Consider the following 15,953-nt stretch of genomic DNA (forward strand, 5'->3'; position numbering starts at 1 on the left):
CGCCCGCGGATCAGCTCGGGTAGCGCCGCGGGGTGAAGACCCGGTCCCGGTCCTGATCGGTGTACCACTGCGTCTGTGACGAGCCGATGATCAACAGGCAGCGCATGTCGACCTCACCCGGGTCGAGGTCGGCCAGCCGCACCACCCGGACACTCTCACCGCTGTCGGGTTGCGCGCCGGACACCGACCGGCCGATGATCACCGGCGTGCTCGGGTCGCGGTGCTCCAACAGCAGATCGCGCATCGCACCGACCTGCCAGGTTCGCGTCTTGGACGCCGGGTTGTAGATGGCCAGCACCAGGTCGGCCTTGGCCGCGGCGGTCAGCCGAGAAGCGATCACGTCCCAGGGCTTGAGCCGGTCGGACAGCGATATCACCGCGTAGTCATGGCCGAGCGGCGCGCCGGCCCGGCTGGCGACGGCCTGGGCGGCCGTCATCGCGGGGATGACGCGGACCTCGACACCCGGCCACTGCTTGGCCTCTTCGAGCACCGCGGTGGCCATCGCGAACACACCGGGATCCCCGGAGGAGACCACCGCCACGGTGCGGCCCTGCTGAGCCAGGTTGCACGCCAGCTCGGCGCGGGCGGGCTCGTCGGTGTTGTCGCTCGGGTGGTGGCGCTGCCCGGCCCGCAGTCCGGCCCGTTCCAGGTAAGGGAAGTACCCGATGAGGTCGGTCGCCGCGGCCAGCTCGCGCCGGCTCTGCGGCGTCATCCAGTCGGAGTCGCCGGGCCCGAGCCCGATCACCACGACACTGCCCGTCGCCGGGGCCGCGACGCGGCCGCCGCCGGGGATCATGGCCAGCGAGAAGTACGGCACCTTGCCGGGGTCGATGTCGCCGGCAGGTGCCACCCGCTGGCGATCGGTGCTGGCCCGCTCCACGTAGTACGCCTCGTCGAGCCGGCTCGTTGATGAAAGGGCTTCGCGCACAGCGGTATACGACCGGCCGAGTTTGAGGACCACGGCGGCGTCGGTGTCGGAGAGCCGGCGCTTGAGCTCCTCGGCGGGCAGTGTTCCAGGCAGGATGGTGAGCACCTCGTCGCCCTGCACCAGCGGCGTTCCGGTGGCGGCCGACGCCGCGCTCACCGAGGTCACCCCGGGCACGATGACGGCGTCGAACCGCTCGGTGAGCCGGGTATGCATGTGCATGTAGGAGCTGTAGAACAGCGGATCGCCCTCGGCCAGCAGAGCGACGTTGCGGCCGGCCTCCAGGTGCGCCGCGATGCGCTCGGCGGATTCGGCGTAGAAATCCTCCATCGCGCCCGTGTAGCCGCCGGGATGGTCGGTGGTCTCGGTGGTCACCGGGTACACCAAGTGTTCCTCGACCTGGCCGGGACGCAGATACCGTTCGGCGATGCCCCTGGCGATGCTGTGACCGTGCCGCGCGCTGTGGTAGGCGACGACGTCGGCCTCGCCGATCAGCCGGGCGGCCTTGACCGTCACCAACTCCGGATCACCCGGCCCCAACCCGACGCCGTAGAGGGTTCCCGTTGTTGTCATTCGCGTTCGCTCGCAATCGCATTGACGGCGGCGGCGGCCATCGCGCTGCCGCCGCGACGGCCGGTTACCACCAGATAGGACATTCCGCGCGGGCGCTCGATCAGTTCCTGCTTGGACTGGGCGGATCCGACGAAGCCGACCGGACCACCGAGCACCGCGGCGGGCGCCGGGGCGCCCTCGTCGAGCAGTTCGAGCAGCCGGAACAGGGCCGTCGGCGCATTGCCGATCGCCAGCACCGAGCCGCCGAGGCGGTCCGCCCACAGGTCGACGGCGGCCGCGGACCGCGTGCTGCCCAACCGGGTGGCCAGTTCGGGGGCGCGTGGATCGGCGACCAGCGATACCACCTCGTTGTCGGCGGGGAGCCGTGAGCGGGTGATGCCCGCCGCCACCATGGACGAATCGCACAGCACCGGCGCGCCCGCGGTCAGTGCGGCATGTGCCCTGGTGACGACGTCGGCGCTGAACGCGACGTGTTCGGCGACGTCGACCTGGCCGCAGGTGTGGATCAGCCGGACCACCACACGCGAGACGTCGGCGGGGAAACGCTCCAGATCGGCTTCGTCGCGGATCGTCGCGAACGACTGCCGGTAGATCTCCGCAGCGTCGCGGATGTAGTCGAGCACTCGAACACCTTACGGGGGTGGGAATCGCAGGTGGTATCCGTCCTCACCCGCCACCAGCACCTCGCCGACAGGCGGGCTGCCGCAGGCTCGGTCGCAGCCGACGAAATGTCGGTGGGTGCTCGCGGGGCTGTTCACCGCTTCGGCGGCGTCGGCCCGCACATCGGCCAGCGATTTGGCGCAGCCCGGGCTGCCGGTGCACGAACTGATGTCCAGCCACGGGGAATTCTCGTCGAAGATCAACCCCATCGGCGCCAGCACCCGCAGCGACACGTCCGCCACACCCTCATCGAGATCACACACCAGCACCGACCGCCACGGCGTGATCACCAGCGGGGCCTCGATCGCGGCGAGGAACTGGGCCGTGCGGGCCTGCAGAACCCCGAGCGGCACACCCGCGCCGAGGCTGATCCGGCCGTCACGCTGCTCGATCCAACCGACCGGGGGCCGTATCGTCGGCGGCCACTGGGTCCCTGTGGCTGCGCTGACCTCGCGTCCGGCCAGCAGTGCCGAGGTATCGTCGAGTTCGGTTATGCGCCAAGAATTTCCGCGGATCGCGGCGAATCGCGTCGCAGTCTCGACGAGGGTCGGCACCACGTCGGCGACCGTCATTCGCACCCCGGTGTCGGTGCCGGCCAGCAGCAGGGCCGCGGTGTCGGCGCCGAGCATGTGGGCGCCGACGTCGGCGGCCAGCCCGGACACGTCGCCACGGCCGTCGTCGAGGCTGAACCAGAACCGGCCGGGCAGCTCGGCCAGTACCGGATGCGCTTGGATGGCCCGGTCCAGGTCGCCGACCAGGCCGCGCACGTCGGCCAGTCCGCCGCAGCGCCCCGAAAGGGGGGACGCGACGATGTTGCGGACGCGCTCATGCGACGGCGAGGGCAGCAGACCGGCGTCGGTCAGCGCTGCGGCCACCGCATCGGTATCGGTGATGGCGCGCAGTTGAACATTGCCGCGCGACGTGAGTTCCATTGCGGGGGAGGCGAACTGCTCGGCCATCTCGGCCAGGGTGGCGAGCTGCGCGGCGGAGATCATGCCGCCGGCCAAGCGAATCCGGGCCAGCGCGCCGTCGGCGGCCCGGTGCACTGTGAGTGCGCCGGGGCAGGCATCGTCGTCGCGGGTTCGGGTCATGTCCGGCTCCATTCTAGGAACTCCCTGGCCGCGCCCTGAATTCGTGCGACGATTGTGCAGGCGATGCCGGATATCGACAGGACGACGGGACGCACGGCCACAGTGCTCGTGCTCCTGGTGGTTGCCGCCGTGGCCGTGCGGGGTCACCTGCCCGGTGGGACGCGTGCCCAGGCGCCGCCATCGTCGGATTCGCCGGCCAGTCTCATCGCTCTGGTCGCCCTGCTCGCGGTGGCACTCGCCGGATTCGCCTTCGCGATCTTCACTGCGCCGCGCAAGCCCGCCGACCCGGGTCCGGGTGACGGCATCCGCCGGTTGGAACTGCGCGGCCTGCGGGTCCGGCTGCGCTGGCGCTGGGTGTTGCTGGCGATCGCCGTGGTCCTGGCATGGTTGCTCGTCCTCATCCTGATCACGCGGCTGACCGCGACGCCGGTGCTTCCGGCGCCCGGGCCGGCCACGCAGACTCCGGCGCCGCCCAGCTCGGTTCCCAACCGGCGACCGGATCCCACCGGGTCGGGGCCGAGCGCCTTCGGTTATCTGGCGGCGACGACGGTCGCGCTGCTGGTCATCGTGGGATTCGGCATCGCCAGGCAGGCCCGGCGCGCCGGTCAGCCGCCGCTGGTTCCGCAGGATGGCATCCGCGCGGTGCCACGGCACGTGCCGCGTGGGCCCGAAAGGCTCGCCCGCGCAGCCGAACTCGGTCTGGAAGAGATCGGCGATGTGAGCCGTGACCCGCGCGCGGCGATCATCGCCTGTTACGTCGCGATGGAGCGCGCACTCGCGCATGCCCCCGGCGCGGTGCCGCTGGCCTCCGATACGCCGTCGGAGGTACTGGCACGAGCCGTGCAGCACCACGCGTTGTCCGGCGACAGCGCAACCGAACTCGTCGAGCTCTTCACCGAGGCGAGATTCAGTCCGCACGTGATGAACGAGGCTGACCGCGAAGCGGCGATCCAGGCGCTGCGCCGCGTGTTGGCCGAACTGCGGAGCCTGGCATGAAGAAAACCGTGGTTGCCGGGCTGCTGGTGGTGGTGCTGGTCGAGGTGGTCGCGGTGATGATGCCCGACCGCCGGGTGCTGGCCTGGGGTGCCGGTGCGGCGGTGGCGGCACTGTTGGTCACCCTCCGATGGTCGTTGCGCGACGACGCAGACCCCGAGGAGTCCGATCATGCCGTCGACGACGCCGCAGAACTGTTGGGCCAGTGGAGGTCTCAGACCGACATTCTGATCCAACGGGCTGACTCGACGCGGTTGCAGTGGGACCGGCACTTGCGGCCACGGCTGGCCAGGGAATTCGCGGCGGCCACGGGCCACCGGCAGGCTGCCGATCCCACGGCGTTCGGCGCCACCGGCAGCATGCTGTTCGGCCCCGAGCTGTGGCAGTGGGTCGATCCTGACAACGTCATCGGCACCGGAGCGGCTGCCGAGCAACCCGGGCCTGGGCGAGCAGTGCTCGACGAGATCCTGCGACGATTGGAGCGGTTATGACCGGAGTGTCCGCGCTGTCGTCGGCGGCGGCCACCGCGCAGGGGGTACTCGACGAGATCGAGCGGGTGGTGGTCGGCAAGCGGGCCGCGCTCACACTCATCCTCACCACGCTGCTGGCCCGCGGCCACGTCCTCATCGAAGACCTGCCGGGGCTCGGCAAGACCCTGATCGCCCGGTCTTTCGCGGCGGCGCTCGGCTTGAAGTTCACGCGGGTGCAGTTCACGCCCGATCTGTTGCCCGCCGATCTGCTGGGATCGACGGTGTACGACATGCAGTCGGGCAGTTTCGAATTCCGGCAGGGCCCGATCTTCACCAATCTGCTGCTGGCCGACGAGATCAACCGCACCCCACCCAAGACCCAGGCCGCGCTGCTGGAGGCGATGGCGGAGGGCCAGGTCAGCATTGACGGCCACACCCATCGGCTGCCTGCCCCCTTCATCGTGCTGGCGACCGACAATCCGATCGAGTACGAGGGCACCTATCCGTTGCCGGAGGCGCAGCTCGACCGCTTCGCGGTGCGGCTGGAACTGAACTACCTCTCCGAACAGGACGAGCTGCACATGCTGCGCCGCCGCCTCGAGCGCGGCTCGGCCGAGCACGTCGTGAACCAGATCATCGACGGGCCACAGTTTTTGGCGATGCGCGAGGCGGTGGAGCAGGTCACCGTGCATGACGACGTGCTGCACTACGTCGTCGCACTGGCCGCTGCGACCCGGCATCACCCGCAGGTCGCGGTGGGAGCCAGTCCACGCGCCGAGCTGGACCTGGTGCAGCTGGCCCGCGCCAGGTCGCTGTTGCTCGGCCGCGACTACGTGATTCCCGAGGACGTCAAAAACCTTGCGGTCGCTGCCATGTCGCATCGGATCAGCCTGCGCCCGGAGATGTGGGTGCGCAGCATCCACGGTTCGGACGTGATGACCGAGCTGCTGCGCCGGCTGCCGGTGCCCCGTGCCGGTCACGAGCCGAGCTGACCATGTCCGACACCACTGTCGTCGAGGCGCGGCTGCGGTGGCGGGCCGCGCCGCTGGCCAGGTCGCTGCTCACCGTGGTAGCGGCCGCGTTGGGCGTGGCGGTGATCGGATCACGTTGGCAGCTACTGGTTTTCGTGGCGCCCATGATCGGGGTGCTGTGCTCGGTGCGTTGGCAACGGTCGGTGGGCGGGATCCGGGTGTCCGGAGAGCCCGCCGTGGTGCGGTGCTTCGAGTCGGAGCAGGCGCAGGTTTCGGTGGCGGTGACGGGGGCGCCCGCGGTGTTGACGGTGACGCCGACCGCCGGGATGCAGTTGACTGCTGTCGAAGGGACCACGGCCGAGCGGCGGACGGTGTGCGGCAGCGCGCCGCGGTGGGGCCGTTATCCGGTGCGTGCCACTATCGAGGCGACCGCACCAGGGGGCCTGCTGGTCGGCGTCGACACGGTCGACGCCTGCGAGATATACGTCTTCCCACGCGCCGCGCCGCAGCCGACGCCGCTGCCGCGCACCGAGTTGCCCGACCGGCTCGGTGTGCACCTGACGCGGCATACCGGGCCGGGGGTCGAATACGCCGACGTGCGGCCCTACGTGCCCGGAGACCAACTGCGGACCGTCAACTGGCCGGTGAGCGCACGCAGGGGCCGCTTGCACGTCACCGAACGGCTGACCGACCGCGGCGCAGACGTCGTCGTGCTGATCGACAACCACGCCCAGGCCCCCGGACCGGCGACCCAGGCCACCGAGCGCACCGCCCGCGGCGCGGCCCAGGTGGTGCAGACCGCCCTGCGCAACGGTGACCGGGCAGGCATCGTGGCGTTGGGCGGCTACCGGCCACGCTGGCTCGGCGTCGACATCGGCAGGCGGCAGTTCTACCGCGTCCTCGACACGGTGCTGGGCTCGGGCGACGGATTCGAGTCCCTCACCGGCACCCTGGCCCCGCGGGCCGCCGTGCCGCCGGGCGCCATCGTCGTGGCCTTCTCCACGCTGCTGAGCACCGAATTCGCGCTGGCGTTGATCGAACTGTGCAAACGCGGGCACGCCGTGGTCGCGGTTGACGTCCTCGACGGGGCGCCGTTCGAGGACGATCTGGATCCCCTCGCCGGACGGATGTGGGCGCTGCAGCGGTCGGCGATGTACCGGGACATGAGCACCATCGGCATCGACGTCGTGCACTGGTCGGGCGACGGCGCGCTCGCCGACGCCATGCGGCTGGTTCCCGACCGGCACCGAACGCTGCTGAGGCGGTCCTGAGATGCCCGCGCAACCGGCCCCGCGCAGCTTCTCGACGGCCTTCGGGCTGCTGATGGCCGCGGCGGTCGCGGTACCGGCCGACGGGCCCGCCCTGGTGGCCGCGGCGCTGGCCGCGACAGGCGTGCTGGCCGGGCTGATGGTCAGGCCGGTGAGCAGCGCCGCAGTCCTGGCGGCCGCGGCCGCGCTGGCGCTGAGCGATCCGGCGCCGGCATACGCGGCGCTGGCCGGCCTGTCGGCGACCGCCTACCTGGTGATCCGGCATGCCGTGGAGACACCGGCAGTGGTGACGACCACCGTGCCGAGCATGGCGTGCGCCGTCGGATTCAGCGTCGTCGTGCTCACTGCGGCGATGGTGCCGCTGAGCGTGCGCTGGCTTCCGCTGCTGGTTCCGGTCGCGGTCGCGGTGCTGTACGTGCTGGTGGTGCGCCCCTTCGTGCGTGAGTCGACGTGGGGTTCCGGACGCCGGATGTGACGGGCGCCACTGGCCGGGAATGCTGTTCGCTCCCTTACATGTTGGGGATTTTCGCGAAGATCGGACGTACCTTCGATCGAGAATCCGATACCGCCGGTATCGGGATAACCGCCAGCTATACGAGAGGAACGACCATGTTTGCATTTGGCGTATTCGCAGCGCTCGTCCTGGTGCTCGTCGCCGCGGCCGGCCGCCCCTACCCCCAGTCCTGGCACAACCGCTTCGGCGAAACCCGCCCCTGATCGGGGCGGCCCGGTGCGGTACGAATGACGGGTGCCGTCCGCCGCTGACCTCACCCCGAACCCCACCGTCCTGCTGCTGTCGACGTCCGACACAGACCTGATCGCGGCCCGTGCCAGCGGGGCGGGGTACCGCTGGGCCAACCCGTCGCGGCTGGTCCCCGGCGAGCTCGACGAGCTGCTCGCCGGGGTCGACGTGGCCGTCGTCCGTATTCTCGGCGGCTACCGGGCCTGGGAGGACGGGATCGACGCGGTCGTGGCCAAAGGCGTGCCGACCGTCGTGGTCAGTGGCGAGCAATCCCCGGACGCCGAACTGATGGGGCATTCGTCGGTGCCGCAGGGCGTCGCCCTGCAGGCCCACGTCTACCTGGCCCAGGGCGGCACCGAAAACTTGGGAAACCTGCATTCGTTCCTGTGCGACACCCTGCTGATGACCGGGCTCGGCTTCGCCCCGCCGGTCACCACACCCAGCTGGGGTCGGCTGGACCGGCCGGCTGCCGCCGGTGACGGGCCGACGATCGCGGTGCTCTACTACCGCGCACAACACCTCGCGGGCAACACCGGCTACGTCGACGCGCTGTGCGCGGCCATCGAAAACGCCGGCGGCAGACCGCTTCCGGTGTTCTGTGCCTCACTGCGCACCGCCGAACCCGGGTTGCTCGAGCTGCTCGGCACCGCCGACGCCCTGATCACGACGGTGCTGGCCGCAGGCGGCGCAACGCCCGCCACGGTCGGGGCGGGCGGGGCCGACGACTCCTGGAACGTGGCTCACCTTGCCGCACTTGACATTCCGATCCTGCAGGGGCTGTGCCTGACGGGATCGCGGTCCGACTGGGCCACCAGTGACGACGGGCTGTCCCCGCTGGATGTGGCCAGCCAGGTCGCCGTGCCCGAATTCGACGGTCGCATCATCACGGTGCCGTTCTCGTTCAAGGAGATCGACGACGAGGGCCTGATCTCCTATGTGGCCGACCCGGAGCGCTGCGCCCGGGTCGCCGGCCTGGCCGTGCGGCACGCCCGGCTGCGTGCCATCCCGGTCGCGGAAAAGCGCGTGGCCCTGGTGTTCTCGGCCTATCCGACCAAACATGCGCGGATCGGCAACGCGGTCGGCCTGGACACTCCGGCCAGCGCGGTGGCGCTGCTGCAGGCCATGCGGGCCGCCGGCTACGACCTCGGCGAGGTCGACGGGATCCCCGGCATCGCCTCCGGTGATGGTGACGCCCTGATCCACGCTCTGATCGAACGCGGCGGGCAGGATCCCGACTGGCTCACCGACGGGCAGTTGGCGGGCAACCCGATTCGCGTGCCAGCCAAGGATTATCGAGAGTGGTTCGCCACCCTGCCCGCGGAACTCGCCGACGCGGTGGTCGAGCATTGGGGCCCGCCGCCGGGGGAGCTGTTCGTCGACCGCAGCCGTGACCCTGACGGCGAGATCGTCGTAGCGGCAATGCAATCCGGCAACGTCGTGCTGATGGTGCAGCCACCGCGAGGCTTCGGTGAGAACCCGGTGGCGATCTATCACGACCCGGACCTGCCGCCGAGTCACCACTACCTGGCCGCGTATCGATGGCTGGACTCGGCCTTCCCGGGCTCGTTCGGCGCCGACGTCGTCGTGCACCTGGGCAAGCACGGCAACCTGGAATGGTTGCCCGGCAAGACCCTCGGCATGAGCGCGGCCTGCGGCACCGACGCCGCACTCGGCGATCTGCCGCTGATCTACCCGTTCCTGGTCAACGACCCGGGGGAGGGCACCCAGGCCAAACGCCGGGCCCACGCCACCCTCGTCGACCACCTGATCCCGCCGATGGCCCGCGCCGAAAGCTACGGCGACATCGCGCGACTGGAACAGCTACTGGACGAGCACGCCACGATCTCCGCGCTCGATCCCGGCAAGCTGCCTGCCATCCGCCAGCAGATCTGGACGCTGATGCGTGCCGCCAAGATGGACCACGACCTGGGCCTGGCGGACCGCCCCGACGAGGACAGCTTCGATGACATGCTGCTGCACGTCGACGGCTGGCTGTGCGAGATCAAGGATGTGCAGATCCGCGACGGCCTGCACATCCTCGGCGAAAAGCCCACCGGTGACGGCGAACTCGACCTGGTGCTGGCCATCCTGCGGGCCCGTCAGCTCTTCGGCGGCGAGCAGACCGTGCCGGGCCTGCGGCAGGCCCTCGGCCTGGTCGAGGACGGCAGCGACGAGCGGGCCGCCGTCGACACCGCGGAGGGCAAGGCGCGGGAACTGGTCGCGGCCCTGCAGGCCAGCGGCTGGGACCCTTCAGCCGTGGACCGCATATGTGTCGAGGCGGTCGACGCCCTGACCGACAACGCCGAGGTGGCGGCCATCCTGCGGTTCGCCGCCACCGAGGTGGTGCCGCGTCTGGCGGCCACAGCCGGTGAGGTCGACCAGGTACTGCGGGCGCTGTCCGGCGGGTTCATCGAATCCGGGCCGTCCGGCTCGCCGCTGCGTGGGCTGGTCAACGTGCTGCCCACCGGGCGCAACTTCTACTCGGTGGACCCCAAGGCGGTGCCGTCCCGGTTGGCCTGGGAAACCGGTGTGGCGATGGCGGATTCGCTGCTGGCCCGCTACCACGAGGACCACGGCCGCTGGCCGGCCTCGGTGGGTTTGTCGGTGTGGGGCACCTCGGCCATGCGCACCGCAGGCGACGACATCGCCGAAGTGCTTGCGCTGCTGGGTGTTCGGCCGGTGTGGGACGACGCGTCGCGCCGCGTGGTGAGCCTGGAGCCCATCGAGCTGGCCGAACTGGGCAGGCCCCGCATCGACGTCACGGTCCGAATCTCCGGGTTCTTCCGGGATGCCTTCCCTCACGTGGTCACCATGCTCGACGACGCCGTCGCGCTGGTCGCCGGCCTCGACGAACCGGCGCAGGACAACTACGTGCGCGCCCACACGCAAGCCGACCTGGCTCAACACGGCGACCAAAGGCGGGCCACCACACGGATTTTCGGTTCGAAGCCGGGAACCTACGGCGCAGGCCTGCTGCAGCTGATCGACAGCCGAAACTGGCGCGACGACGCTGACCTTGCCGAGGTGTACACGGCCTGGGGCGGATTCGCCTACGGCCGCGACCTCGACGGCCGGCCCGCCGCCGACGACATGAACCGCGCCTACCGGCGGATCGCGGTGGCCGCCAAGAACACTGACACCCGCGAACACGACATCGCCGATTCCGACGACTACTTCCAGTACCACGGCGGCATGGTGGCCACCGTGCGCGCGCTGACCGGCACGGCCCCCGCCGCCTACATCGGCGACAACACCCGGCCCGACGCCGTGCGCACCCGCACGCTCAACGAGGAGACCACCCGGGTGTTCCGAGCCCGCGTCGTCAACCCACGCTGGATCACCGCTATGCGCAGGCACGGCTACAAGGGTGCGTTCGAGATGGCCGCCACGGTCGACTACCTGTTCGGCTATGACGCCACCGCGCATGTCATGGCCGACTGGATGTACGAGCGGCTCTCCGCGGAGTACGTGCTCGACGACGAGAACCGCAAGTTCATGGCCGAATCCAACCCCTGGGCGCTGCACGGCATCGCCGAGCGACTGCTGGAGGCCGCCGGCCGGGGGATGTGGGAACAACCCGAGCAGGCCACCCTGGACGGGCTGCGGCAGGTGCTGCTCGAAACCGAGGGCGAGCTGGAAGGCTGACCCGCGGCTACATTGGGCGCATGTCCGTGACGTTCGCCGATGTTGCCAAGGCGCAGTACATCCTGCTGACCACGTTCACCAAGGACGGCCGGCCCAAGCCGACCCCCATCTGGGCCGCACCCGCCGGGGACCGGCTGCTGGTGATCACCCAGGAGAAGTCCTGGAAGGTCAAGCGCATCCGCAACACCCCGCGGGTCACCCTCGCGGCGTGCGACGCACGGGGCAACCCCAAGAGCGAGGCGGTCGAGGCGACGGCCCGGATCCTGGACAAGGCCCACAACGGCGCGACCGGGAAGCGCTACGGGTTGATCGGCAAGGCGTTCAACGTTTTCTCGAAGCTGCGCGGGGGCATGAAGAACAACGTTTCGGTCGAATTGAAAGCGGTGAATCAGACCGACGATGCCCAGCTTCGATGACGTATACCGCGAGAAATACCTGCTGCTGACCACATTCACGAAGGACGGCACGCCCAAACCGACGCCGGTATGGGGTGTGCCCGACGGCGACAAGCTGCACGGTGGGATGCAGCGCAACGTCGGGCTGGAGTTGTGCGCGGCCGACTGAAGTTTCCGGAACCCGTCGGCGCCGCGAAACGTTGAACAGACATGGCAAAGCGGCTGTTCGGCATCTACGCACTGGTCGAGATGGCGGTGATCATCGCCCTCGTGGCCACCATCGGCTTCGGCTGGACCGTGCTGTTGCTGCTGGCCACCTTCGTCGTGGGGCTGCTGCTGGCGGGTTCACAGCTGAACCGGCAGCTCCGCCGGCTGCGCTCCGGGTTCGCCGACGCGTCCGCACCGGTCGACAGCTTGCTGGTCGCGTTGGGCACCGTGCTGGTGGTGATCCCTGGCCTGGCGAGCTCGGTGCTGGGAGCGCTGTTGCTGTTGCCGCCGACCAGGGCTGCGGCACGTCCGATGCTGACGGCGATGGCGGCCAAGCGGATGCCGATCGTCACAGTCGGTGCACCGGGCTTCACCTGGCCGACCGGTGCCGCCGCGTCCTACGGCGGTCGTGGCGACTACATTGACGGCGAAGTCATCGACGGCGACGTCGTCGACTTCAGCGCCAACGAACCGCATCGTCTGCCTCCCACGGCCTAGCCGCACACCCCTCAGCAGCCTTTGACCACACTCCTGATCAACGGGCGGATCCACAGTCCCGCCCATCCCGACGCCACCGCCTTCGCCGTGCGCGACGGCGTCATCGCATGGCTGGGTAGCGACGACGTCGGCCGCCTGCAGTTCCCGGACGCCCGCGTCGTCGACCTCGACGGCGGCTTCGTCGCTCCTGCGTTTGTCGACAGTCACGTCCACCTCACCGCCACGGGGCTCAATCTCGACGGTCTGGACCTGCGGGGGGCGACGTCACTGGCCGAGTGTCTGCGACTGCTCGGCGAACATGCCCGGCGCCATCCGGACGGCCCGATCTGGGGCCACGGCTGGGACGAGGCGGGGTGGCCCGAACGCACCCCGCCGACGACCGCGGACCTCGACGCCGTGCTGGGGAACCGCCCCGCCTACCTCGCCCGCGTCGACGTGCATTCGGCAGCTGCCAGCAGCGCGTTGCGCGCCCTGGCGCCCGGGCTGGCCGACGCGACGGGGTTCGATCCGCAACGCCCGCTCAGCGCCGGTGCGCACCACCTGGTCCGCGCCGCGGCTCGCGAGCGCCTCACGCCGGCCCAGCGCCACGCCGCCCGGCTCGCCGCGCTCGACCACGCCGCCGGCCACGGTATCGCCGCGGTTCACGAATGCGCAGGCCCCGATATCGGCGGCCTCGACGATTGGCAGGAACTGCGCGGGCTCGACCACGGCGTCGAGATCGTCGGCTACTGGGGCGAAGCCGTCGCCGACGCCGACCAGGCCAGGACGCTGATCAACGAGACGGGCGCCCGCGGGCTGGCCGGTGATCTGTTCGTCGACGGTGCCCTCGGTTCGCGTACCGCGCGGCTGCACGAGCCGTATGCCGACGCCCCCGACACGTGCGGCAACTGCTACCTCGACGCCGACACCATCACCGCCCACCTGCGCGCGTGCTCCCAGGCGGGTATCGCCGCCGGATTCCACGTCATCGGCGACGCCGCCGTCACCGCCGTCGTCGATGCGCTGGCAACCGTCGTCGACGCGTTCGGCGCGCCCGCCGTCGCGCGCTGCGGACACCGGCTGGAACATCTGGAGATGGTCAGCCCGGCCCAGGCCGCCAAGCTCGGATCGTGGGGCGTCATCGCCAGCATGCAGCCCAATTTCGATGCGCTGTGGGGCGGCGAGGACGGTATGTACGCTCAGCGCCTCGGGCCTGACCGAGTCCATCGGCTCAACCCGTTTGCGCTGTTAGCATCCGAAGGCGTGCCCCTCGCGTTCGGCTCCGACACACCGGTTACCAGCATGAACCCCTGGCAGACCGTGCGCGCGGCCGTCGAACATCGCACCCCGGGCAGCGCCGTGTCCGCGCGTGCCGCGTTCGCCGCGGCCACCCGCGGCGGCTGGCGGGCCGGTGGGGTGCGCGACGGTGTCACGGGCACCCTGGTCCCGGGCGCGGCGGCCAGCTATGCGATCTGGGATGCCGACGATCTGGAGGTCAGCGCACCGGCGAACGCTGTGCAGCGCTGGTCCACCGACCCGCGGTCGCGGGTGCCCGCACTGCCGCGGCTGGCCGGCGGGGCCGAACTGCCACGGTGCCGGCAGACCGTTCATCGGGGTGTCGTCATCCATGGCTAGCGACCGCCATCGATTCGAACGGTTGCGTGCCCGGCCGCACGATGTCACCGAGGTGCTCCCGGCGGTCGCCGACGAGGATGACGACGAGCGCGAGGACGACGACCTCGCGGACGAATTCGCCGATGACGAGGACGGGCCGGGACTCGACGAAGACGTCGACATCGACGATTCGGCCGCGGACACCGACTCGCCCGAACCGGCGGCTGACCGCCTCGCCGCGCTGAGCGCGTGGGGCCGCCGGTTCGGCCGCGCGACCCTCGACCGTTGGGCTCAACTCGGTGCCGCGGTCGGAGGCGGGCTGTTGGTGTGGGCGAGTTTCCCGCCCGTGGGCTGGTGGGCCGCGGCGTTCGCGGGGCTGGCGCTGCTCGGCTGGGTGCTGACGCTGCCGTCGACCACCCGCGCCGGCGGTTTCGGCTACGGATTCTTGTTCGGGCTGGCGTTCTACATTCCGCTGCTGCCGTGGATCAGCGGCTTGGTCGGGCCCATGCCGTGGCTGGCGCTGGCCGCGCTGCAGGCCGTGTTCTGCGGCGTGTTCGGGCTGTTGGCCGTCCTGGTCCGGCAGTTACCGGGCTGGCCGTTGTGGTTCGCCACGTTGTGGGTCGCCGCGGAATGGCTCAAGTCGACCGTGCCGTTCGGTGGATTCCCGTGGGGCGTGGTCGGATTCGGTCAGTCGAACGGCCCGCTCCTGCCGATTGCGCGGGTGGGCGGGGCGCCGCTGGTGTCGTTCGCCGTCGCGCTGGCCGCGTTCAGTCTGACCCTGGTCGCCTGCGAGATCGTCCAGTGGTGGCACCACGGCCACAAGCCCGGCGTGCCGCCCCCGGCGGTCGTGCTCCCCGGCGTCTGCGTCTCCGTGGTGCTGTTGGGCACCGCGTTGCTGTGGCCGCAGGTGCGGCATTCCGCGGTCGGCGTCGCCGACGAACCCTCGGTCACCGTCGCCGCGGTGCAGGGCAACGTGCCCCGGCTGGGCCTGGAGTTCAACGCGCAACGGCGTGCCGTGCTCGACAACCACGTCCGCGAGACCGGGCGGCTGGCCGACGATGTGCGGGCAGGCCGGGCCGCACAGCCGATGTTCGTCATCTGGCCGGAGAACTCCTCCGACATCGATCCGCTGGCCAACGCCGACGCCGCCGCGCAGATCAGCGCCGCGGCGGACGCGATCAAGGCGCCGATACTCGTCGGCGGCGTCGTCAAAGCCGACGGCTACACACCCGACAATCCGGTCGCCAACAACACCGTGATCGTGTGGGACCCGGCCACCGGCCCCGGCGAACGCCACGACAAGCAGATCGTCCAACCGTTCGGTGAATACCTGCCCTGGCGTGGCTTCTTCCGGCACCTGTCGTCGTACGCCGACCGCGCTGGCTACTTCGTCCCGGGCACCGGCGACGGCGTCGTGCATGCCGCAGGCGTCCCCATCGGGGTCACCACGTGCTGGGAGGTGATCTTCGACCGCGCCGCGCGTGAATCGGTCCTCAACGGAGCGCAGGTGCTGGCGGTGCCCACCAACAACGCCACGTTCGACGCGACGATGAGCTCGCAGCAGCTGGCGTTCGCCAAGCTGCGGGCCGTCGAACACGACCGTTACGTGGTGGTCGCGGGCACCACCGGGATCAGCGCCGTCATCGCGCCCGACGGGCGGGAGCTGGCCCGCACCGAATGGTTCCAGCCGGCGTATCTGGACAGCCAGATCCGCCTCAAATCGGATCTGACAGCGGCCACCCGATGGGGGCCCGCCATACAAGCGGTGCTGGTCGTGGCCGGTTTCGGGGCCGCTGTTGCGGCGGCGGTCATCGCGATACGGCAAAATGGAGGGTTCGTGCCAAGAATGTTCCGGCGCCGGAAGGCGAACGCCGGCGACGATGAAGGAGTCACATGACAGTCCCCGGTGACGGAGCGAGCTC

At 70.4% G+C, this 15,953-nt stretch carries 13 protein-coding genes and 1 pseudogene; 11 read left to right on the forward strand and 3 right to left on the reverse strand.

Annotated elements, in window-relative coordinates; translation table 11 throughout:
* Positions 1-10 precede the first annotated feature (10 nt).
* From BTO20_RS14230 to cobG, 3 genes are read right to left on the reverse strand one after another with little or no spacing between them, the layout of a single operon-like run.
* Positions 11-1,498 carry a precorrin-2 C(20)-methyltransferase gene (locus BTO20_RS14230; protein ID WP_087076825.1) on the reverse strand — a complete coding sequence of 496 codons (1,488 nt, stop codon included), beginning with the start codon at positions 1,496-1,498 and terminating at the stop codon, positions 11-13.
* Positions 1,495-2,121: a precorrin-8X methylmutase gene (locus BTO20_RS14235; protein WP_087076826.1), complete on the reverse strand. Its 627-nt coding sequence runs from the start codon at positions 2,119-2,121 to the stop codon at positions 1,495-1,497. The genes BTO20_RS14230 and BTO20_RS14235 overlap by 4 nt, the downstream gene beginning before the upstream one ends.
* Before the next feature lie 9 nt (positions 2,122-2,130).
* Positions 2,131-3,249: a precorrin-3B synthase gene (cobG, locus tag BTO20_RS14240; protein WP_087082074.1), complete on the reverse strand. Its 1,119-nt coding sequence runs from the start codon at positions 3,247-3,249 to the stop codon at positions 2,131-2,133.
* A gap of 63 nt (positions 3,250-3,312) precedes the next feature.
* Here cobG and BTO20_RS14245 point away from each other — a divergent pair, with 63 nt between their 5' ends.
* The 11 genes and pseudogenes from BTO20_RS14245 to lnt all read left to right on the forward strand — a co-directional run bounded on the left by BTO20_RS14245 (position 3,313) and on the right by lnt (position 15,928).
* The gene (locus BTO20_RS14245; RefSeq protein ID WP_087076828.1) at positions 3,313-4,245 is read left to right on the forward strand and encodes a DUF4129 domain-containing protein; all 933 of its coding nucleotides are present in this window, start codon (positions 3,313-3,315) and stop codon (positions 4,243-4,245) included.
* Positions 4,242-4,733: a hypothetical protein gene (locus tag BTO20_RS14250; protein ID WP_087076830.1), complete on the forward strand. Its 492-nt coding sequence runs from the start codon at positions 4,242-4,244 to the stop codon at positions 4,731-4,733. The genes BTO20_RS14245 and BTO20_RS14250 overlap by 4 nt, the downstream gene beginning before the upstream one ends.
* Positions 4,730-5,704, forward strand: coding sequence for an AAA family ATPase (locus BTO20_RS14255; protein ID WP_087076832.1), 975 nt, complete (start codon positions 4,730-4,732; stop codon positions 5,702-5,704). The genes BTO20_RS14250 and BTO20_RS14255 overlap by 4 nt, the downstream gene beginning before the upstream one ends.
* A gap of 2 nt (positions 5,705-5,706) precedes the next feature.
* Entirely contained in the window at positions 5,707-6,954 is a 1,248-nt protein-coding gene (locus tag BTO20_RS14260; protein ID WP_087076835.1) for a DUF58 domain-containing protein, read from the forward strand.
* A gap of 1 nt (position 6,955) precedes the next feature.
* Positions 6,956-7,426 carry a hypothetical protein gene (locus BTO20_RS14265; RefSeq protein WP_087076837.1) on the forward strand — a complete coding sequence of 157 codons (471 nt, stop codon included), beginning with the start codon at positions 6,956-6,958 and terminating at the stop codon, positions 7,424-7,426.
* Positions 7,427-7,699: 273 nt separating this feature from the next.
* Positions 7,700-11,338, forward strand: coding sequence for a cobaltochelatase subunit CobN (gene cobN / locus BTO20_RS14275; protein WP_087076841.1), 3,639 nt, complete (start codon positions 7,700-7,702; stop codon positions 11,336-11,338).
* Positions 11,339-11,358: 20 nt separating this feature from the next.
* Positions 11,359-11,754, forward strand: a complete 396-nt coding sequence (locus BTO20_RS14280) for a PPOX class F420-dependent oxidoreductase (RefSeq protein ID WP_087076843.1) — start codon at positions 11,359-11,361, stop codon at positions 11,752-11,754.
* Positions 11,738-11,851, forward strand: a pseudogene (locus tag BTO20_RS14285) (PPOX class F420-dependent oxidoreductase); the annotation flags it as partial. The gene BTO20_RS14280 and the pseudogene BTO20_RS14285, both read left to right, overlap by 17 nt.
* Positions 11,852-11,943: 92 nt before the next feature.
* Complete coding sequence (locus BTO20_RS14290; protein ID WP_087076845.1) at positions 11,944-12,438, forward strand: FxsA family protein; 495 nt, start codon at positions 11,944-11,946, stop codon at positions 12,436-12,438.
* A gap of 21 nt (positions 12,439-12,459) precedes the next feature.
* A complete protein-coding gene (locus BTO20_RS14295; protein WP_087076847.1) occupies positions 12,460-14,052 on the forward strand; it encodes an amidohydrolase in 1,593 nt (530 codons plus the stop codon).
* Positions 14,045-15,928 carry an apolipoprotein N-acyltransferase gene (gene lnt, locus BTO20_RS14300; RefSeq protein ID WP_087076849.1) on the forward strand — a complete coding sequence of 628 codons (1,884 nt, stop codon included), beginning with the start codon at positions 14,045-14,047 and terminating at the stop codon, positions 15,926-15,928. The genes BTO20_RS14295 and lnt overlap by 8 nt, the downstream gene beginning before the upstream one ends.
* The last annotated feature ends 25 nt before the right edge of the window (positions 15,929-15,953 follow it).

Source organism: Mycobacterium dioxanotrophicus (assembly GCF_002157835.1).
Classification (GTDB): Bacteria; Actinomycetota; Actinomycetes; order Mycobacteriales; family Mycobacteriaceae; genus Mycobacterium; species Mycobacterium dioxanotrophicus.